Source organism: Pseudomonas sp. B14(2022) (assembly GCF_012030485.1).
Classification (GTDB): Bacteria; Pseudomonadota; Gammaproteobacteria; order Pseudomonadales; family Pseudomonadaceae; genus Aquipseudomonas.
This window is the reverse complement of sequence record NZ_JAAUVM010000002.1, coordinates 102,338-122,521: the sequence shown is the minus strand read 5'-3', so window position 1 is coordinate 122,521 and position 20,184 is coordinate 102,338. Positions and strand designations below refer to the sequence as shown.

Annotated in this window: 16 protein-coding genes and 1 pseudogene; 7 read left to right on the top strand and 10 right to left on the bottom strand. The window is 60.6% G+C overall.

What is annotated here, in order from left to right:
* From HCF10_RS04005 to HCF10_RS03985, 5 genes are all read right to left on the bottom strand, one after another.
* Window positions 1-852 carry a fumarylacetoacetate hydrolase family protein gene (locus tag HCF10_RS04005; RefSeq protein WP_145337192.1) on the bottom strand — a complete coding sequence of 284 codons (852 nt, stop codon included), beginning with the start codon at window positions 850-852 and terminating at the stop codon, window positions 1-3.
* 191 nt (window positions 853-1,043) lie between these two features.
* The gene (locus HCF10_RS04000) at window positions 1,044-2,489 is read right to left on the bottom strand and encodes a carotenoid oxygenase family protein (protein WP_167654929.1); all 1,446 of its coding nucleotides are present in this window, start codon (window positions 2,487-2,489) and stop codon (window positions 1,044-1,046) included.
* Between the two features lie 25 nt (window positions 2,490-2,514).
* Window positions 2,515-3,711 carry an MFS transporter gene (locus HCF10_RS03995; protein WP_167654928.1) on the bottom strand — a complete coding sequence of 399 codons (1,197 nt, stop codon included), beginning with the start codon at window positions 3,709-3,711 and terminating at the stop codon, window positions 2,515-2,517.
* Window positions 3,712-3,750: 39 nt separating this feature from the next.
* A complete protein-coding gene (locus HCF10_RS03990) occupies window positions 3,751-4,743 on the bottom strand; it encodes a SphA family protein (protein ID WP_167654927.1) in 993 nt (330 codons plus the stop codon).
* A 141-nt stretch (window positions 4,744-4,884) separates the two neighbouring features.
* Entirely contained in the window at window positions 4,885-5,823 is a 939-nt protein-coding gene (locus HCF10_RS03985) for a LysR family transcriptional regulator (RefSeq protein ID WP_167654926.1), read from the bottom strand.
* Between the two features lie 109 nt (window positions 5,824-5,932).
* Here HCF10_RS03985 and HCF10_RS03980 point away from each other — a divergent pair, with 109 nt between their 5' ends.
* The 6 genes and pseudogenes from HCF10_RS03980 to HCF10_RS03960 all read left to right on the top strand — a co-directional run bounded on the left by HCF10_RS03980 (window position 5,933) and on the right by HCF10_RS03960 (window position 13,265).
* Entirely contained in the window at window positions 5,933-7,432 is a 1,500-nt protein-coding gene (locus tag HCF10_RS03980; protein WP_090402496.1) for a CoA-acylating methylmalonate-semialdehyde dehydrogenase, read from the top strand.
* Between the two features lie 258 nt (window positions 7,433-7,690).
* Entirely contained in the window at window positions 7,691-8,629 is a 939-nt protein-coding gene (locus HCF10_RS03975) for a pectate lyase family protein (RefSeq protein ID WP_167654925.1), read from the top strand.
* Between the two features lie 251 nt (window positions 8,630-8,880).
* Window positions 8,881-10,131 (top strand): glycoside hydrolase family 68 protein, encoded by a 1,251-nt coding sequence (locus HCF10_RS03970; protein WP_167654924.1) that lies wholly within the window; start codon window positions 8,881-8,883, stop codon window positions 10,129-10,131.
* 210 nt (window positions 10,132-10,341) lie between these two features.
* Window positions 10,342-11,469, top strand: a pseudogene (locus HCF10_RS31880) (HAMP domain-containing protein); the annotation flags it as partial.
* Window positions 11,470-11,613: 144 nt separating this feature from the next.
* Window positions 11,614-12,327, top strand: coding sequence for a methyl-accepting chemotaxis protein (locus tag HCF10_RS31875; RefSeq protein WP_390620716.1), 714 nt, complete (start codon window positions 11,614-11,616; stop codon window positions 12,325-12,327).
* Between the two features lie 17 nt (window positions 12,328-12,344).
* Window positions 12,345-13,265: a substrate-binding domain-containing protein gene (locus HCF10_RS03960; protein ID WP_167654923.1), complete on the top strand. Its 921-nt coding sequence runs from the start codon at window positions 12,345-12,347 to the stop codon at window positions 13,263-13,265.
* Window positions 13,266-13,360: 95 nt separating this feature from the next.
* Here the strand turns inward: HCF10_RS03960 and HCF10_RS03955 are convergent, their stop codons facing one another.
* The 4 genes from HCF10_RS03955 to xylA form a co-directional block, all read right to left on the bottom strand.
* Window positions 13,361-14,497 (bottom strand): sugar ABC transporter permease, encoded by a 1,137-nt coding sequence (locus tag HCF10_RS03955; RefSeq protein WP_145337200.1) that lies wholly within the window; start codon window positions 14,495-14,497, stop codon window positions 13,361-13,363.
* The gene (xylG, locus tag HCF10_RS03950; protein WP_205885509.1) at window positions 14,498-16,042 is read right to left on the bottom strand and encodes a D-xylose ABC transporter ATP-binding protein; all 1,545 of its coding nucleotides are present in this window, start codon (window positions 16,040-16,042) and stop codon (window positions 14,498-14,500) included.
* A 5-nt stretch (window positions 16,043-16,047) separates the two neighbouring features.
* Window positions 16,048-17,049, bottom strand: coding sequence for a D-xylose ABC transporter substrate-binding protein (xylF, locus tag HCF10_RS03945; RefSeq protein WP_167654921.1), 1,002 nt, complete (start codon window positions 17,047-17,049; stop codon window positions 16,048-16,050).
* A 101-nt stretch (window positions 17,050-17,150) separates the two neighbouring features.
* Window positions 17,151-18,467 (bottom strand): xylose isomerase, encoded by a 1,317-nt coding sequence (gene xylA, locus HCF10_RS03940; protein ID WP_131698798.1) that lies wholly within the window; start codon window positions 18,465-18,467, stop codon window positions 17,151-17,153.
* Between the two features lie 139 nt (window positions 18,468-18,606).
* Here xylA and HCF10_RS03935 point away from each other — a divergent pair, with 139 nt between their 5' ends.
* A complete protein-coding gene (locus tag HCF10_RS03935) occupies window positions 18,607-19,779 on the top strand; it encodes a XylR family transcriptional regulator (protein WP_167654920.1) in 1,173 nt (390 codons plus the stop codon).
* A 63-nt stretch (window positions 19,780-19,842) separates the two neighbouring features.
* Here the strand turns inward: HCF10_RS03935 and HCF10_RS03930 are convergent, their stop codons facing one another.
* Window positions 19,843-20,151, bottom strand: a complete 309-nt coding sequence (locus HCF10_RS03930) for a DUF6124 family protein (protein ID WP_167654919.1) — start codon at window positions 20,149-20,151, stop codon at window positions 19,843-19,845.
* Window positions 20,152-20,184: the final 33 nt, after the last annotated feature.

Sequence of the window (20,184 nt, the reverse complement as noted above, 5' to 3'; positions counted from 1 at the left end):
TTATTGCTCATCGACGATGGTGTTACGCAGGGTGCCGATGCGCGAGATCTCCACTTCCACCACATCACCGGGCTGCATCCACACCGGCGGCTCGCGGAAGGCACCAACCCCGCCGGTGGTGCCGCTGACAATCACGTCACCGGGGGCGAGTTCGGTAAAGGTGGAGCAGTACTCGATCAGTGCACCGACGTCGAAGATCATGTCGCCTGTGGACGTGTGCTGCATGACCTCGCCGTTGAGCCGGGTGGTCAATTCGAGGTTCTGCGGGTCGCTGATTTCGTCACGGGTGACCAGCCACGGGCCAAAGCCGCCGGTGCTCGGGAAGTTCTTGCCGGGGACGAATTGAAGGGTGTGCTTTTGCCAATCGCGCACGCTGCCATCGTTGTAGCAGGCGTAGCCGGCGACGTAATCGAGGGCGTCGGCTTTGCGGATGTGGCGCGCGGTCTTGCCAATGATGATGGCGAGTTCGCCTTCGAAATCCAGCTTGTGCGAGACCGTAGGCCGCACGATGGGTTGCAGGTGAGCGGTCTGGCTGTCGGCAAATCGCGTGAAAATCATTGGGTAAACCGGCATGTCACGCCCGGTTTCGCGCACGTGGGTCGCGTAGTTGATGCCAATGCACAGCACCTTGCCCGGGTTTGGAATGACCGGCAGCAGCGTCACGTCGGCCAGTGCCAGACGCGGCAGGCTCGACACCTGCTCATCGCTCATCGACCCCAGGCGGCCGAGGGCAAGCGCCTGCTTGAGATCCGCGCCGAGGGTGTTTTTCATCGATTCCAGATCAGCCACCTGGTCGCCTTCGACGATGCCATAGGTGTGACGGCCTTCAACGGTGAAGCTTGCAAGTTTCATTCGATAGTCCTTGTGGGCGAGGGAGGCGTGGACAGAATTTCACTCTATTCGCGCTTAAAAATCCTGTAAAGCGGGATTTTACTTAAATCCCAAATTGCAGGAAAAATGTATATTTTTTGCTTTCGCGCAGCCGTGTGCCTGCCTTCGGGAGCAGGCCATTCGGTGTGCTGGCGGTCGGGTCTAGCCCAGGGTTATCCCTGTGCCCAGCAGCCGTGCAGGGACATGCGCATCCGTAACGGAACCTTGACCCGCGCAATGGGCCCGTTGGCCATGTCGCGCGAATCCAGGATCACCAGCTCGCTACGCGCCTGGTCCAGCACATTCAGCAGTGCGACCACGTAACCGTCGGCCTCTTCGGCATCCGAAGAACGAGGGATGAATATGGGCTCCTGGAAACAACTGTTGTCCCCTGGGAACCAGGCGTCGGTGCTGCCCGTCTTGAGGTTCAGATGGGCCAACTGGTTGAAAAACTGAAAGGGCATGGGGCCGTTTGCGGGGTTGTAGGGCAGTGTCGGATCAAAGGCGAGCACAAAGCCGTGTTCGTACGGGCGACCCAGATAGCGCTCATCGCAGCGGGGAAACTCACACATGTAGTCGGTCAACGGTTGCGGCTCGACGTCATCCCGCGCGTCGTTCAGATCAAACGTCCAGCGCATCAGGCTCGAGGGTAGGTCCTCGGGGGCGGGCACCGCACCGTCCGCCTGGGGGAAGAAATAAAACACGTTGCCGCCAGTAACCGGCATGTCCACGTACACTTTGCCGTCTTGATCGAAGGCATTGAGGGTGTGGCCTTGAAAGCTGTCCTTGGGGCCTTTGAACCAGCGGATAGCCTGCGCGTTGCCATTGCGCGGCAGCACGGCAAACAACTGCGGCAGATCAGGTTGCCACTGAAAATGCGGCCCGCCTTTTTTCATGCGTTCTACATCGACGGTCAGCGGAATCAGTGGGAACACGACGTAGTGCTCGGTGACCGCAAAGTCATGCACCATCGCCGCGTAAGGTGCCTGGAACCAGATCTCTTTGAGCAGCTTGCCGTCGGGTGAGAGTTCGAAATACGCCATATCCGGCGTGCCGTCACCTTTGGCTTCATAACTGAAGGCCAGCAGGTTGCCGGTGACGGGGTCGATCTTGGGGTGGGCGGTAAAGGTCGCCGACTTGATTTGCCCGGCAAAATCCCATTCGCCCAGGGTTTCCAGGGTTTGCAGGTCCATAGCCCAGGGCAGGGCGTCCTCCTTGAGCGCGAGCAGCCTGCCGTTGTGAGGGATCACCGACGTATTGGCGGTGGTGTTGTTTTTGGCCGCCAGTGGGTCATTGGTGTACGTGTTTCGATAGACACCATTGAGGGAGCGGCCTTCACGGCGCTGCGCGAGCAAGCGATCGGTCTGCACGTAGCGTCGCCGCAGGGACACCTTGCCGTCAGCAAAATAGAAACCGCTGACCATCCCGTCACCGTTGAAAAACATATCGCTGCCCAGCATGGGCGGGTATTGCGGGTCGGGGGCCACCTGATAGAAGACGCCTAGGATGGACGCGGGAAGGGTGCCTTCGACCTCAAGGTCCAGCACCTCGGCTTCTACACGACTAGGGCTATACAGCGCCCCGGAAAATTCAGGGGTTTGCGGGAATCGGGTACTCATGGCTACGACCTCATGTGCGCAGTATTTATTTATCGAGCAGGCCGGCGGGCAGCGCAGGCGCGTCGGGTGTTGAAGGGCCGGACGCGCGGCGAAAACGGGCAACCATCCAGCAAGAGATGACCAGGGCGACGATATACGCCGAGGCCGCCAGCCAGCCGACCGCTCGGAAGTGTCCGTCACCGACGACCAGGGCCGCGCCAAACGGGCCGAGGCCCTGGCCCACGAAGATCGCAGCATTGCCCAGGCCTGCGAGTCGACCGCTCGCGTCCAACTCGGCCGCCATCGAGAGCAGGTAGGGAAGGCTGAAGAACCAGACCATATGGATCAGGCATGCCGTGGTGGCGAACGCCATGGGGCTGTCGCCGTAGACCATGATCAGCGTGGCCATCACCGCCGTGCCGAACCCCAGCAACTGCGGAAACAGCAGCCCCAGGCGCCGTCCGATAAGTCCCGCCAGCGCAGCACCGAGTGCCCCGGCAAGAATACTGCCACCCAGGATGGCGCCGATCTGCTGGGGCTCCAGGCCGATACTTTTGCCGATGCGTTCCTGATACACCCACAGCGCCGAATGGCCAAAAAACAACAGCGCAAACAGCCCGATCAACAAGAGTGACGTCAGGCCGAACGGCTGGGCCAGCCGAGCCGGTGCTCCGTCGGCGGGGGTGTACCGCGCAGGCACGCGCCCGCAGCCGAACAGGGCCAAGGCACTGGCGCCGGCCAGCAGGTAAAACGCGCCGTTGACGCCAAAGGCCATGAGCACCGCTGGCATCGAGGTCACCAGCAACATGCCCCAGAACAGATTACCGATATTGATCACCGCGAACGTCGCGTCCTTGGATGTGCGCAGTGCCGCGGAGGCATACACCACCGCCATGACCGCGCCGCCGCTGGCGCCAGAGACGATGCGGCACAGCAGCAGCGATGTTTCGCTGTGGAACCGGGTACTCGCCAGATTGGCGCAGACCAGCACCAGCAAGGCGAGCTGCGCCACCCATCGGCGATTGACGCGGGTCATCAACAGGGCAGACACCCCGCAGGTGAGTGCCATGGCAATCAGTTCGCCTGCGAAAATCCTACCGATGGCATTGAGCGGGATACCGAGCTGATCGATAAAAGCCCCGCCCAGAATCGGTTGAATCTGCAAGGTGCCAAGGGACGTGACCATCATCAGGCAAATAGCCGCCAGTGATGTTTTGCTGTCGATGCCAGCGGATGCATTCATGAATGCAGTACCTCGATAGGGTGAGCGAGCGCTTGTCGGTCAGAAGGTGTGGGCGTAACGAACCTGCACGGCATAGTCCTGCCGGGAGCGGTTCTCGACACCGGTTTCCTTGTAAGTGTTGAGCCAGAAGCCTTGGCCTTCACTGATTTTCCAGAACATGCCGGGGCCTATGCCCAGCACTTTTTCCCGCGAGTCGCTCAGCCGGTCGCCGTTGATCTGGTCGTCGGTGATCTGCCGGAAGTAATAGCCGTTGATCCCCACCGACACGTTGGGGATGACTTCATAGGACGCCGTGAAGTTGGCCCAGGCCGACTGCCCGGCGCGGCTGTTACTTACCGGTTTGCCCTCGAAGGAGTCCTGCGAGCTGCTGGCCGGATCGCGGTTCTTGAAGTTGTACAGGTAATGCAGGCGCCAACTGACTTCCCAACGCGGTGCCGGCATCCAGGTTGCGGCCCAGTAGGGGTTCAGGGAGTAATAGTTCGACCCTGGGTTGAGGTCTTTGTGTTTGTCGTATTTACCGGTCGGCAGGATCGTGTCAAAGGCCACCCGCTGCACAAACACCGGGCGCCCGTGCGCATCGACGATAGGATCGAATTGGATCTGCGGCCCGACGGTGACATCGCCAAGCCCTGTGGCGTTGTCTTGCAGCGCCGGTCCATTACTGCCAAAGGTGGCATCCAGTGACACGACGGGCACCAGCAAGCTCCAGCCCAGGTGCGCACCGCCGCCAATGGTGTCGGGCGAGTAGTAGCTGAGTTGGTTGATCAGCGTGATCACGTTGATTTTGGGATTGTCGAAGGCGCTGTTGGCCTTGCCGCTGTTGGTCCTGAGACTGCTGGCGGTGCTGAACTTCAAGTAGGTGAGATGGGACAGGCCGGGCGGCCCGGCAAAACCATCGTAGAAACTGGTGCCGCCGAGGTTGATGCCACTGGGCTCGGTCACCGAGGGCGCTGGCGGCCCATCGGCGGCGAAGACAGCTGACGAGGCGAAGCTGAGCACCAGGCACGCTGGCAAGTATTTGAGTGGGCTCATGGACGTGGCTCTATTATTGGAATTGTGAGCAGAGGGAACTCCCTCGCACAATCACCCTAAGCCAAACCCCGCCGGCGTACTTGAGCGGTACCGCCAGAGTTGACTGATAGCGCCACGGGGCTCGTTTTAACGCCGGCGCTGTCAGCCTCCGTAGCGAAACCCACCCGACAACTTGCCCTTCAAATACCCCACCAACGCACTCACCGACTTCGGCACATGGGGCGAATACGGCCGGATCAGGTAGATCTCGTCGGCAAACGCGCCCTTGAGTGTCCAGCCCTTGAGCACCTGCACCAGCTTGCCGCTGGCCAGCGCAGCGTGGGCACTGAAGTCCGGGAGCAGGGCGATGCCCAAGTGGTTGAGCGCCGAATCACGCAGGGCTTCGCTGTTGTTGGTGGCGAAGCTGCCGGCGATGGGCACGGTGAGGCGTTCCACGGTTTTGTTGCCGCGCTCGAACGTCCACGCGGGCTGGTCGGTGCCGCGCGGGTAGAACAGGCAGTTGTGCGCGGACAGGTCGCCGGGTTCGCGCGGTTCGCCGTGGCGTTGCAGGTAATCGCGGGTGGCGACCAGCACCGAGCCGGTGTCGCACAGTTTCCACGCCACGTGGGTTTCCGGCACCTGGAAGCCATGGCGCACCGCCAGGTCGTAGCCCTCGGCCGCCAGTGAACTCAGGGCATCCGACACGTCCAGCTGGATACGCACCTGCGGGTACTGCTGCAGGAATTCCGACAAGTGCGGCACCAGCTGTTGCCGGGCGAATGCGACGGGGGCGGTCAAGCGCACCAGGCCACGAATCTCCCCGGCGGAATCGCGCACCGACGAGAAGCTGCGCGCGATTTGCTCATAGGCACCGCGCACTTCACGGGTCAGCGACAACCCGGCATCGGTCAACCGCACACTGCGCGTGGTACGCGTCACCAGCCGTGTGCCGGTGGCTTTCTCCAGGTCGGAAATGCGCTGGCTGACTGCGGATTTACTCACCCCCAGGCGCGCGGCGGCGGCGGTGTAGGTGCCGTGTTCCTCCAGCACTGAGAGCCAGTGAATGTGGGTCCACAGCCCTTCGATCTCGGATTTTTCCATCGGCTTATTGTTCGCTTGTGAGGACAATCAGTTCTTGATTCTGCTCTGGTTTGGAACAAACCGAAAGCCTATCGTGTGTCCCAACGCAACCCACCTGGGATCTACTGCCATGACTACAACAATCGAGCACTACATCAACGACCAGCGCGTCAGCCGCGATGATCGCTATCAGGACGTCTACAACCCGGCCACCGGCGAAGTGACCGGCCGCGTCGCACTGGCCAGCAGCCAGACCGTGTCCGAAGCCGTCGCCGCTGCCCAGGCCGCTTTTGCCGGCTGGGCCGACACTCCGCCCATCCGCCGCGCCCGCGTGCTGTTCGAATACCTGCACCTGCTGCGTGAGCGCAAGGACGACCTGGCGCGCATCATCGTCGCCGAACACGGCAAGGTCTTCACCGATGCCCAGGGCGAAGTCGACCGTGGCATCGACATTCTCGAATTCGCCTGCGGCATCCCCAACCTGCTCAAGGGCGAGCATTCCGACCAGGTCTCCCGTGGCATGGACAACTGGACGATGCGCCAACCCCTGGGCGTCGTGGCCGGTGTCACGCCGTTCAACTTCCCGGTGATGGTGCCGATGTGGATGTACCCGATCGCCATCGCGGCGGGTAACACCTTCATCCTCAAGCCAAGCCCGACCGATCCAAGTGCTTCGCTGTTCATGGCTGAACTGCTGCGTGAAGCCGGCCTGCCCAAAGGCGTGTTCAACGTGGTGCAGGGTGACAAGGAGTCGGTGGACGCGCTGATCGCGCACCCGGACGTCAAGGCCGTGAGCTTCGTCGGCTCCACGCCGATTGCGCAGTACATCTACGAAACCGGTGCGCGCAACGGCAAGCGTGTGCAAGGCCTGGGCGGCGCGAAGAACCACATGGTGGTGATGCCGGACGCCGATATCGAAAAAACCGTCGACGCCTTGATGGGCGCCGCCTACGGCAGTGCCGGCGAACGCTGCATGGCCATTTCCGTAGCGGTGCTGGTTGGCGATGTCGGTGACAAAGTCATCGCCGCGCTGACCGAACGCGCCAAGCACCTGCGCATCACCGACGGCCGCGACCTCAAGGCCGAGATGGGCCCGATTGTGTCCCGCGCCGCACTGGAGCGCATCAGCGGCTACATCGAACAAGGCGTGCAGGCCGGCGCGCAACTGCTGCTCGACGGGCGTGACTATGTACCCACCGAAGCCGGCCTGGAAAACGGTTTCTGGCTCGGCGCGACCTTGTTCGACCACGTGACCAAAGAGATGAGCATCTACCGCGAAGAAATCTTCGGCCCGGTGCTGGCCTGCGTGCGCGTGAATGACTTTGCCGAGGCGGTGAAGCTGGTCAACGACCACGAATTCGGCAACGGCGTCAGCTGCTTTACCCGCGACGGCAACATTGCCCGCGAGTTTGCCCGGCGTATCGAAGTGGGCATGGTCGGCATCAACGTGCCGATCCCGGTGCCGATGGCGTGGCACGGGTTTGGTGGCTGGAAGAAGAGCCTGTTCGGTGACATGCATGCCTACGGCACTGAGGGGGTGCGCTTCTACACCAAGCAGAAATCGATCATGCAGCGCTGGTCGGAGAGCATCGAGCAGGGCGCGGAGTTTGCGATGCCGGTGTCCAAATAACGCTTGGAAGAACACCGTAGGGCAAATGTGGGAGGGGCAGTGCGACGATTCGACTTGCCCCCTCCCACTTTTGGTTGTTTTTCACTTGAGGGTTGACGGCCAGGCGAATGACGAATACTGTACATAAACACAGTGTTTAAGCGCTGATCAACCAGGATGGCAACATCAGCCACGCCAAACACTGTGTGCAAGTTAATGGATTAACTTAATGCACAGGCTCGTTCTACCGAGCCGTTTTTATGTATAGAGAGGGAACTCATGTCGTACCCAGAAAGCAAACTCACCGGCTTGACCGGTTTCGCCCTTGCGGCAAAAGTGACCGGCGGCTGGTCCGGCCCTGTGGTCAGTATCACCAGCCTGGATCAACTCAAGGCCAATATTGGCGACACTACCCCACGGGTATTGGTGATCAACAGTAATATCTCGGCGTCGAGCCTGACCAAAGTCAACATGGGCGCCAACAAGACCCTGATCGGTTCGTTCCAGAACCGTACGTTGGAGAATATTCACCTGCGTGCAACCGCGCAGTCGCAGAACATTATTCTGCAGAATATTATCTTCAAGCATTCGGCGAGCATTAAGGCCAATGATGATATTCAGGTGTACCTGAACTACGGCAGCAAGTATTGGATTGACCATTGCTCGTTTGTCGGGCACAGCTGGTCCACCACTGACGGCAGTGAAGACAAACTGCTGTATATCGGTGAAAAAGCCGATTATGCCACCATCAGCAACTGCTTCTTTGGCAGCCACAAATACGGCCTGATCTTCGGTCATCCGGCGGATGATAATAAGGCGGAGTTCAACGGTTACCCACGCCTGACGGTGTGCCATAACCGCTTCGAGAACATGGAAGTGCGTGCGCCCGGCTTGATGCGTTACGGTTATTTCCATGTCTACAACAACTACATCAATAACTTCCACCTCGGTTTTACCCTGGCGCAGAATGCCAATATCCTCTCTGAAAGCAACTATTTTGGCGAAGGCAGCCAAAACAAAGGCATGTTGGATGATAAGGGCACCGGGACGTTCACTGACACAAACAGTGTGCCGCCGATCACCAACCAGAAGTCGCCCAAGGCACAATGGACGGCAAGTTCTAACTACGCCTATACCTTGAAGACGGCGGCGCAAGCCAAGGACTTCACACAGAAGAATGCCGGGGCTCAGGCTGCGGCGCTGGTATTCGGTAGTTGAGTAGCTAGCTTTTTACTGAGCTGTCATTTATTGCAAGTGCCACTGTCTTTATATCAAGGATATAAATACAGTGATGGCCTTTGTAATCTAAATAATTCTTCATGTTGCGATAAGTGGGTGCCCATGTTAAACCTTGGTGCGCACTTGCAGGGCCAACTATCTCTTGCTCTTTCAGTCAGTATTAAGTTGCTGGCTGCCAGGTGCTATTTAATCTTCGCTTGTCACTTAAGCGTTAGCAAAAGGACATCATCATGAAACATGCGAATCACGCACCCACTCGCTGGACACGGGCCGATGCGCTGAAAGTTAATGAGAATGACCCGACGACGACACAGCCGTTAGTGAGTCCTGACTTTCCTGTCATGAGCGACACGGTCTTTATTTGGGACACCATGCCATTGCGTGAACTGGATGGCACGGTGGTATCGGTGAATGGCTGGTCGGTGATCTTCACCCTGACCGCCGACCGCCGCCCCCATGATCCACAATTCATCAATGCCGATGGCCGTTACGACATCAAGCGTGATTGGGAAGACCGCCACGGTCATGCGCGGATCTGCTACTGGTACTCGCGCACCGGCAAGGACTGGATCTTCGGCGGCCGTGTCATGGCCGAAGGGGTTTCGCCGACCACCCGTGAATGGGCGGGCACGCCGATCCTGTTGAATAACAACGGTGACATCGACCTGTATTACACCTGCGTCACGCCGGGTGCCACGATTGCCAAGGTCAGGGGGCAGGTTGTCACTTCGGACACCGGTGTCGAGCTGCGAGGCTTTACTCAGGTCAAGTCATTGTTCGACGCCGACGGCACCTATTACCAAACCGAAGCGCAGAATGCGACCTGGAACTTTCGCGATCCCAGCCCCTTTATCGATCCCGTCGATGGCAAGTTGTACATGGTGTTCGAAGGCAATGTGGCCGGCGAGCGCGGAACTCATGAAGTGGGCCCGAATGAAATAGGCCTGGTGCCGCCAGGGCATGAAGATGTCGGCGGTGCGCGTTATCAGGTGGGCTGTATCGGCATTGCGGTTGCCAAAGACCTCAACGGTGACGAGTGGGAGATTTTGCCGCCGCTGGTGACTGCCGTCGGGGTGAATGATCAGACCGAACGGCCGCACTATGTGTTCCAGGACAACAAGTACTACCTGTTCACCATCAGCCACAAGTTCACCTATGCGGATGGCGTGACGGGGCCGGATGGCGTCTATGGGTTCGTCAGCGATCACCTGTTCGGCCCCTATACGCTGATGAATGCGTCGGGGCTGGTACTGGGCAACCCGCCTTCGCAGCCGTTCCAGACGTATTCCCACTGCGTGATGCCCAACGGCCTGGTGACGTCGTTTATCGACAGCGTGCCCACCACCGGCGATGACTACCGCATCGGCGGCACCGAGGCGCCGACGGTCAGGATCGTGTTGAAGGGCGCTCGTTCGTTTGTGCAGGAGGCTTACGACTACGGTTACATTCCGGCGATGCGGGATGTGGTGTTGAGCCAGTGACCGCAGTGCAAAACCCAGCCTGATTTCATCAGGTAGGTGGGAGGGGGCTTGCCCCCTCCCACTTTTTTTGACCGCATTTCAGCCGCCTTCAACGCTCAAGTCCCCGCCCACCTGGCCGATACAGGCACTAGCACCACGAGTGATCCCGAACGCGTAGGTGCACACCTGGTCGTCGCTCAGGTCAACGAATAAAAATCAAAAGGGGTGGCCATGACCATATTGCAGCGTGTGATCGGCGGGTTCGCAGTGCTGGTGCTGTTACTGCTAGTCATGGCGGGGATCAGCTATCAGAACACGCAGTCCATCAGCAGTCGCTTGAACATTATCACCGGCCAGTCGGCACCCTTGAGCCGGGCCGCCAGTGAGTTATACGTGCATATCCTGCGCGCCAACCAGGCGTTGCTGGCCATTCAGATCAGCACCGACCCCAAGCAGATCGAGGACGGCAAGCGACCGTTCACCGAGAGCATCGCCCAGTTCAACCAGTTGCTCGACAGCACCCTTGCCTATACCGGCGAGCATGAGGCGCTGCGCGCGAACCTGGCGCAGCAGCGCCAACAGGTAGCGGCCTACGCCGAGCAGTCGCAGGCGTTGATGACGTCCCACGTGCAACACGTGCAGCAGTTGGCGCTGACGCGGCAACTGCAAGGCTACAGCAGTGCTCAGGCGATACAGCTGACCAGCTATCTGCGCGATTACATTGCCCATGCCCGCAGTGTCGGCGAGCCGCAACAGGTGGCCGCAGCGGAAAAGCTGCTGTTGGAAGTCAACAAATCCTACGATGGCTTCGCGGCTCATACCGTTACGCCCGCTATTGATAAATTACAGCGCGTGCTCAACCTGCAGGACGAAGTGATCAGCACCCGGGCCCAGGCCCTGACGGCGATTGATCCCAGGGTCGGGCGGATTGCCGGCGTCATGGTCAATCGCCTGCTGACTGACCTGACCGCCCCTGACGGGCTGTTCCAGGCTTATCAGGTGGAGGCGAAACTGGCTGCGCAGGTGCAGCAGCAACGCAATGCGGTTGACGCGACCCTGAAAGCCACCCTGGACAGGATTGGCGAGTTCGGCAGCCAGTCCCTGGAGGTCGCCAACCAGGCCAGTCAGTCGGCCAATGCCACCATCGGCACCAGCCGCAGCTTGCTGTTGATCGCGTGTGTGCTGGCGGTGCTGGCGGCAGTGGCGATTGGTACGTGGGTCGCCTTCAGCCTGCGGCGTCCGCTGGCGGCGTTTCGTGAAGTCCTCAAGACGCTCACGGCGGGGGACATGCGGGTCAGTTTCGATGTCAGCCGCAAAGATGAGTTCGGTGAGTTGGGCGGCTACCTGAACGAACTGACCACGGCCCTGCGCAAAACCTTTCGTGAATTGATCAGCTCTGCCGATGCGCTGGCCGTTACCGCAGGCAGCAACGCCTTGAACAGCGAGCAGACCACCCGTGTGGTGGATGAGCAGAAGGACCGGTTGCAATCGGCAGCCTCGGCCATGACGCAGATGGAAAGCACGGTCGAAGAGGTGGCTCGGCGTGCGCAGGACACCCGCCAGGCCGTGGACGACACGAGTGAACTCACGCACAAGGTGCAGGCGCGCGTGGCCGAGACCATCGTCAACATCCGCCAGCAGGCCGACCAGGTGAACAAGGCCACGCAGGTGACCGATGAGTTGCAGAAGTACGGGCAGAATATCGAGGGCATTGTTGTCGCCATTCGCACCATTGCCGAACAGACCAACCTGCTCGCCCTGAATGCGGCGATTGAAGCGGCCCGTGCCGGCGAGCAGGGACGCGGTTTTGCGGTAGTGGCCGATGAAGTGCGCTCCCTGGCCAGCCGTACCCAGACCTCGACCAGCGAAATCCAGGACATGATCGGGCTCATGCAGGAAAAGATTCACTCGGTGGTGCACGTGATGAACGAAAGCCAGGCGCAGTCCACCCAGTGCGTGTCCCTGGCCTCGGGCGCGGGCGACTTGCTGCTGTCGATGAGCGATTCGGTCGACAGTATCCGCGACATGAATATCCAGATCGCCGCCGCCACCGAGGAGCAGAGCGCCACGGTGCAGGAAACCAGTCGGATGGTCATCCAGATCAACGATTCGGCCCAGCAGACGGCAAATGGCGCGGAGCAGTCCGCCATCAGCAGCCACGAGCTGTCGGACATGGCCAAGGTGCAGCGCGAGCTGCTCCATCATTTCAGCGTTTGAGCCGCGGGAGTCAGAACATGAAAGCATGGTTAATCCTCGCCTTGGGGGCGACGCTGTTCATACCGGGCCCAGCCCAGGCCGCCACGCCCTTGCTGGGTGTGGGCATGGCAAAGTACGACGATAACTTCCAGACCCTGCTGCGCAATGGCGTGCAGCACCAGGCCGACGTCATGAACGTCGACGTTTTTATGGAGAACGGGAAGGACAGCGTCGATTTGCAGATGCGTCAATTCCGCAACCTGGTCAACGCCAAGGTGGATGCGATCATCGTCGCGATGGTGGACGGCAAAAGTGCGGCGCAGATGATGCAGCTGGCCTCGGACGCCAAAATTCCGCTGGTCTTCGTCAACCGCAATCCGAACCCGGAAAAGTGGCCGGCGCAGACCGCATTTGTCGGCTCCAACGAGCTGGAGTCGGGGACCTTGCAGATGGAAGAGCTGGCGCGCCGGGCCGGTTACAAGGGCAACGTGGTGATTCTGGTGGGCGACCCGGCCAACGCGTCCTCCTTGATGCGCACCGAGGACGTGGAGAAAGTCGTCGCCAAATACCCCGATATGAAAGTCGTACAGAAAAAAGTCGGTAACTGGGAGCGTAGCCAGGCCGCCACTATTGTCATTGACTGGGTCAAGCAGGGCGTCGATTTTTCGATCATCGCGGCCAATAACGACGAAATGGCGATCGGCGCGATCATGGGCCTGGAAAAGGCCGGCAAGCAGGCCAAGGACTATTGGGTCGGCGGCATCGACGGCACCCCGGACGGGTTGAAATTGATGGCTGAGGGCAAGATGGCGGTCAGCGTGTTCCAGGATGCCGCCGGCCAGGCCGGTGGCGCAGTGGACACCGCGCTGCGCATGGTACGCGGCGAGGTGCTGGAGTCGACGGTGGTCTGGGTGCCGTTCAAGTTGATCACCCCAGAGAATCGTCAGGCGTTTGAATAGGACTGACCACCTCGCTCCAACCTTGGAATGCAGTCAAATGTGGGAGGGGGCAAGCCCCCTCCCACAGGGTTATGGGGTGTTAGTGAGAACGGGCGTCAGCGCCGCCCCGTGCGCGTGCTCACATCCACCCACACCGCCAATACGAGGATGCTGCCCTTCACAATCATCTGCCAGTAACTGTCCACGTCCAGCATCGACATGCCGTTATCCAGGCTGGTAATCACCAACGCCCCGAGCAATGCGCCGTACACCGTGCCCGAGCCGCCGCGCATCGACGTACCGCCAATAAAGCACGCAGCGATGGCATCCAGCTCGCCCATGTTGCCCGCCGACGGTGAGCCCGCCGCGAGACGCGCAGTATTGACCAGGCCAGCGAGGGCGCACATCACGCCCATGATGCCGAAGATCCACAGTTTTACCGCCTGCACGTTGATGCCCGACAGGCGCGTGGCTTCCATATTGCTGCCCACCGCGTATACACGGCGGCCGAACACGGTCTGGCTGGTGACGTAGCTGAACACGCCGAGCAGCACCAGCAACAGCAGCACCGGTACGGGGATGCCGTCGTAGCTGTTGAGGGTGGTGACGAACCCGGCGAGCACCGCGCCGATCACCCCCACGCGCAGCACATCGCGCACCAGGGAGTGTGGCGCCAAGCCATGCAGCGCTCGGTTGCGGCGTTGTTTCCAGGTCAGGAACAGGGTCAGGGCAAACAGCAGAACCCCAAGGCCAATCCCCACCGAATGCGGCAAATACCCCTGGCCTACATACACCAGCGACGGCGACACCGGCGCGATGGTGGTACCGCCGGTGATCCCCAGCAGAATCCCGCGAAACGCCAGCATGCCGCCCAGGCCAACGATAAACGACGGAATGCGCAGGTAAGCGGTCATGTAGCCATTGGCCAAACCGATCATCAGGCCGCACAACGCCACCAGGCTGAGGTTGGCCAGCAGCGGGATGTGATAGATCACATCGAGGATCGCTGCGAGCCCGCCCAATAATCCCAGCAATGAACCCACCGACAAATCGATCTCGCCGCTGATGATCACCAGCACCATGCCGCACGCCAGGATGCCGGTGATCGACATCTGCCGCAGCAGGTTGGACAGGTTGCGCGGGGTGAGGAAGCCGCCCTCGGTCTGCCAGCTGAAAAACAGCCAGATAAACGCCACGGCGATCACCAGGGCGAGCATTTTGTAGCGGGTGAACAGCTGTTTGACCTGATTCATCTACGCGGTTTTCCGATTGTTATTATTTTGGCTGAGTGCGGCGGCGAGCACCTGTTCCTGGGTGAGCCCTTCATTGATGAAATCGCCGCGCAACTGGCCGTCGCCGATCACCAGCACGCGGTTGGATACGCCGAGCACTTCGGCCAATTCCGAGGAAACCATGATGATCGATACGCCTTCGGCCGCCAGCGCGCCCATCAGTTTGTAGATCTCATACTTGGCGCCCACATCCACCCCGCGTGTGGGCTCGTCAAGGATCAGCACTTTGGGCTTGGCCATCAGCATTTTCGCCAGCACGGCTTTTTGCTGATTGCCGCCGGACAGGCTGGTGATCGGCAGGAACGGGCTGGCGGTCTTGAGGTGCATGCGTGCGATCTGCTGGTCGATGCTGCCCAGTTCGGCTTCGGCGTCGATGCGGGTCAGGTGGGCGTAGGTGTCGAGCACCGCCAGGGTGATGTTCTGGCCCACGCCCAGATCGGGAATGATGCCCTGGCGCTTGCGGTCCTCGGGCACCATGCACAGCCCGGCGCGGATCGATTTGAGCGGCGTGCGCGTGTCGATCACCTGGCCGTCCAGCCACACCTCGGCGCTGTAGCGGCCGGGGTAGGCGCCGAACAACGCCGACACCAGCTCCGTACGCCCGGCGCCCACCAGCCCGGCTATGCCGAGGATTTCGCCGCGCTTGAGCACAAAGGAAATATCGTCGACGCGCTTGCGCTTGGGGTTGTCGACGTCATAGCAGGTGACGTTGCGCGCCTCGAAAATCACCTCGCCGATGGCATGGGGCTCGGTGGGGTAGAGGTTGTTCATTTCCCGCCCGACCATCTGCGTGATGATCTGCGGGATGTCCATGTCGGCCATGGCGGTGGTCGCGATGTGCTTGCCATCGCGGATCACCGCGATGGTGTCGCACACGGCCGCGACTTCATCGAGCTTGTGGGAGATGTACACGCAGGCCACGCCCTTGGCCTTGAGGCCGCGGATGATGTCGAGCAGCACCTCGATTTCCGAGCGGGTCAGGGCCGAGGAGGGTTCGTCGAGAATCAGCAGGCGCGCCTGTTTGTTCAGGGCCTTGGCGATTTCCACCAGTTGCTGGTAGCCGCCGCCGTACTGCGACACCGGCAGCGCGACGTTCATGTCCGGCACTTTGAGCTCACGCATCAACGCTTCGGCGCGGTGAAGCATCGCCGGGTAGTTCATGCGCCCGCCGGGCAAGGTCAGTTCGTGGCCCATGAAGATGTTCTCGGCCACCGACAGGTCGGGCACCAGGGTCAGTTCCTGGTGAATGATGACGATGCCGGCGGCCTCGGTCTCGCTGATGGACTGAGCCCTGAGCGGCTGCCCGTCCCAGAGGATTTCCCCCTCCCAGGTGCCATGGGGGTAGACCGCCGACAGCACCTTCATCAAGGTGGATTTACCGGCACCGTTCTCGCCGCACAGGCCGACGCATTCCCCCGGCCGCACCTTGATGTCGATGCCGTTCAGCGCGTGGACACCGCCAAAGGTTTTGACGATGCCGTTCATTTGCAGCAAGTAGTCGGCCATGGCGGTCACTGCCCGCCGATCTGCTCTTTGGTATAGAACCCGTCCTTCTCCAACAGGTCGATATTGGCCTTGGTCAGCGGGGTCGGGGTGAGCAGGATGGTGTCGACTTTCTTGCTGCCGTTGTCGTACTGCGAGCTGTAGGTGGGCTTCTCGTTACGCGCCAGTTGCACCGAGAGCTTGGCGGCTTCGGTGGCGATCAGCTTGAGCGGCTTGTACACGGTCATGGTCTGGGTGCCGTCGATCACGCGCTTGACGGCGGCGAGGTCGGCGTCCTGGCCGGAGATCGGCACCTTGCCCGCCAGCTTCTGTGCCGCCAGGGCCTGGATCGCACCGCCGGCGGTGGCGTCGTTGGAGGCGACGATGGCGTCGATTTTGTTGTTGTTCCGAGTCAGGGCATTTTCGACGATGCTCAGGGCTTCGGTAGGGTTCCATTCCTTGACCCACTGCTGGCCGACAATCTTGATATCGCCCTTGTCGATGGCCGGTTGCAGCACCTTCATCTGGCCTTCGCGCAGCACCTTGGCATTGTTGTCGGTGGGGGCGCCGCCGAGCAGGAAGTAATTGCCCTTGGGTGCCGCTTGCAGCACGCCGTTGGCCTGCATCTCGCCGACTTTTTCGTTATCGAAGGAGATGTACGCATCGATGTCCGCGTTGAGAATCAGGCGGTCATAGGACACCACCTTGATCCCGGCTTTCTTGGCTTCGGCGACGGCATTGGTCAGCACAGTGGCGTTGAATGGCACGATAACGATCACGTCGACGCCCCGGGAGATCAGGTTTTCGATCTGCGAAATCTGCTTCTGCTCGTTGGCATCGGCGGACTGCACAAAGACCTTGGCATCGAGTTTTTCCGCAGCGGCGACGAAGTAATCACGGTCACGGGACCAGCGTTCCAGGCGCAGGTCGTCGATGGAAAAACCGATTTTCGGGTGGGCGGAATCGGCCATCACCGGCAGTGCGAGCAGGGCCAGGGCGGTGGCGAGCAGGGTACGTTTGAATGACTTCATGGTGGTGCGTCCTTTTATTGTTGTTGGAAAGACACAGCGTGATGCGGGTAGAACTGTAGAGCGTCCTTCGACGCTCCGCGCACAGATTTGTCGCGCAAATGTCACCGATAAATAAACCGGTTGACCACTCCCTCCAGCATCTCCTGCCGACCACTCACGGCCTGCGGGTTCAGTTCATGGGCAAACGCATGTTCGGCCAGCGACTCCAGGCTGAACTCACCGGCCAGCACGGCTTGGCCCAGCGGCTGCTGCCAGCCGGCATAGCGCTGGTCCTTGAACTGCTGCAACCGGTCGTTTTGCACCATGGCCGCCGCACGCTCCAGGGCCAGCGCCAATACGTCCATGGCCTCGACATGCCCGTGGAACAGATCCACCTCATCCAGGCTCTGGCGGCGTACCTTGGAGTCGAAATTGTAGCCGCCATTCTTGAAGCCACCGGCCTTGAGGATTTCATAGGTGGCGAGGGTCATCTCCTCGACGCTGTTGGGGAATTGGTCGGTGTCCCAGCCGTTCTGCGGGTCGCCACGGTTGGCGTCGATGCTGCCGAAGATGCCCAGGGACACGGCCGTGGCGATCTCGTGATGGAAGCTGTGCCCGGCCAGGGTCGCGTGGTTGGCCTCGATATTCACCTTGATCTCGTGTTCCAGGCCGTACTCATGCAAAAAGCCGAACACCGTGGCGCTGTCGTAATCGTACTGGTGCTTGGTCGGCTCCTGGGGCTTGGGCTCGATCAGCAGGTCGCCCTTGAAGCCGATCTTGTGCTTGTGCTCCACCACCATGCGCATAAAGCGCCCGAGCTGTTCGCGCTCGCGCTTGAGGTCGGTGTTGAGCAGGGTTTCATAGCCTTCACGGCCGCCCCACAGCACATAGTTGGCGCCCTTGAGTCGCAGCGTGGCGTTCATCGCGCTGAACACCTGGGCAGCGGCGTAGGCAAACACCTCCGGGTCCGGGTTACTGGCAGCACCGGCGGCAAAGCGTGGGTTGCTGAAGCAATTGGCGGTGCCCCACAGCAACTTGATGCCGGTCTGTTCCTGATGGCGCTCCAGGTGGTCGACCATTTGCGCAAAGTGGTTGCGGTACTCCTTGAGCGAACTGCCTTCCGGCGCCACATCGGTGTCGTGAAAACTGTAGTAGTCGATGCCCAGCTTGGAGAAAAACTCGAATGCCGCCTCAGCCTTGCCGATGGCCACGTCCATCGGCTCGCCGCTGCGCTGCCACGGGCGTTTGAAGGTGCCCATGCCAAACATATCGGCGCCGGGCCACACGAAGGTGTGCCAATAACACGCGGCCATGCGCAGGTGCTCGCGCATCGGTTTGCCGAGGATCAGCTTGTTGGCGTCGTAATGGCGAAAGGCGAGGGGGGCGTCGCTGCTGGGGCCTTCGAAGCGAACCTTCTCGACACCGGGGAAGTACGGCATGGCGTTTTCCTTATTGTTCTTGGCGGTGTCTGGATACTAGCAACGGCTCCTGGCCCGCTGATTATGAAAATCATCAAGGTGTAGTGCGATTTTGAGTGGCAGGGGCTAGTCTGGTGTGACTGGCCTCAGGACAAAAACAATGAAAACCCTACCGCCCGTCCACCGCATCGCCCTGTTGTTCAACGGCAGCAAAATCTACGACCGTGGCATCATCGCCGGCATCGGCAATTACCTGAGCAGCACCCGCGCGTCCTGGGATCTGTTCCTGGAAGAGGACTTCCTCTGTCGCCTCAAAGGCATCGAGCGTTTTCAGGGCGACGGCATCATTGCCGACTTCGACGACCCGCTGATTGGCGAGGCATTAGCCGATAGTCAGTTGCCGGTGGTGGCGGTGGGTGGCTCGTATGAAGACGCGCGCGCCTATCCCAAGGGCATTCCCTACGTGGCCACCGACAACTATGGGTTGATGAAGCTGGCGTACGAGCACCTGATCGAGGCCGGGCTGACGCGATTTGCCTGTTTCAGCCTGCCCGAGGCCCAGGCCAATCGCTGGGCCCAGGAGCGTGAAAAAGCCTTTCGCCGCCTGCTGCAACGCGATGGTTTGCACGTCGAGGTGTATCGCGGCCTGGGCACCAGCGCGCCGTTGTGGGACAGCGCGGTGGAACAGCAGATTGCCTGGCTGCACAGCCTGCCCAAGCCCATCGGCATCATCGCCGTCACCGACGCCCGCGCCCGACAACTGCTGCAAGCCTGCCTCACTGCCGGCATCGCCGTGCCGGAGCAAGTGGCGTTGATTGGCATCGACAACGATCCGCTGACCCGAACCCTTACGCGAGTGCCGCTGAGTTCGGTGATCCAGGGCACGGAAACCATGGGTCGCACTGCCGCTGCGCTGTTGCACCAGATGTTGCACGGCAAGCCTTGCACCGGTACGCAAATCCTCGTGCCGCCGGACGCAATCAACGTCCAGGCCTCCAGCCTTCATCAACCCTTGGGCAATCCGTACGTGATGCAGGCGCTGCTGTTTATCCGCCAATACGCTTGCCAGGGCATCAAGACCGCGCAGGTGGCGGCCTATGTCGGCGTGTCGCGCTCCTCCCTGGAAGCGCACTTTCGCAAGGTGCGCGGCTGCAGCGTGCATGACGAGATCCTGCGCTTCAAACTCGCCGCCGCCGCCAAGGGCCTGGAAAGCCACGAACTGGCGATTGCCGATATTGCCGCCAGGTGCGGCTTCAAGTCGGCGCAGTACCTGCACACCGTGTTTCGTCGCGAGTTTGGTTGTACGCCGCGGGAGTACCAGCAGGGTGCGTAGTATGCGTTGCCCGTGCCTGAGTAAGGCCTTACATACACCGCCCCTCCCACCTTTTTAACGCGTTCAGGCAGTTGCTTTTGCGGGTTTCAGGCATTCGATGGAGCGATCCACGGTGGTCTTGGCAATTTCCAGCAAATGCCACACGGCCAGAATCTTCGTCCGTTCGGGGTTTGGTAGCAGGTCACCGCAATCCAGCGCCGTGGCGGAAGCGCTGTCGAGCAAGCTGGCGGTGTAAAGCAGGGCGTCTTCGAAGCTCAGGTCTTCGTTGACCGAGTGGAGGCCTTGGGTGGGTAGGTAGTGGTCGATGGCGCGGTTGAAGGCGGCGCGGTCTTTGGCGGGGTCGTGGGGTGGATCGGGGATAACTTTATTCATGGTGTACCTTCGCGTTGGATGAGAGGCCGACAC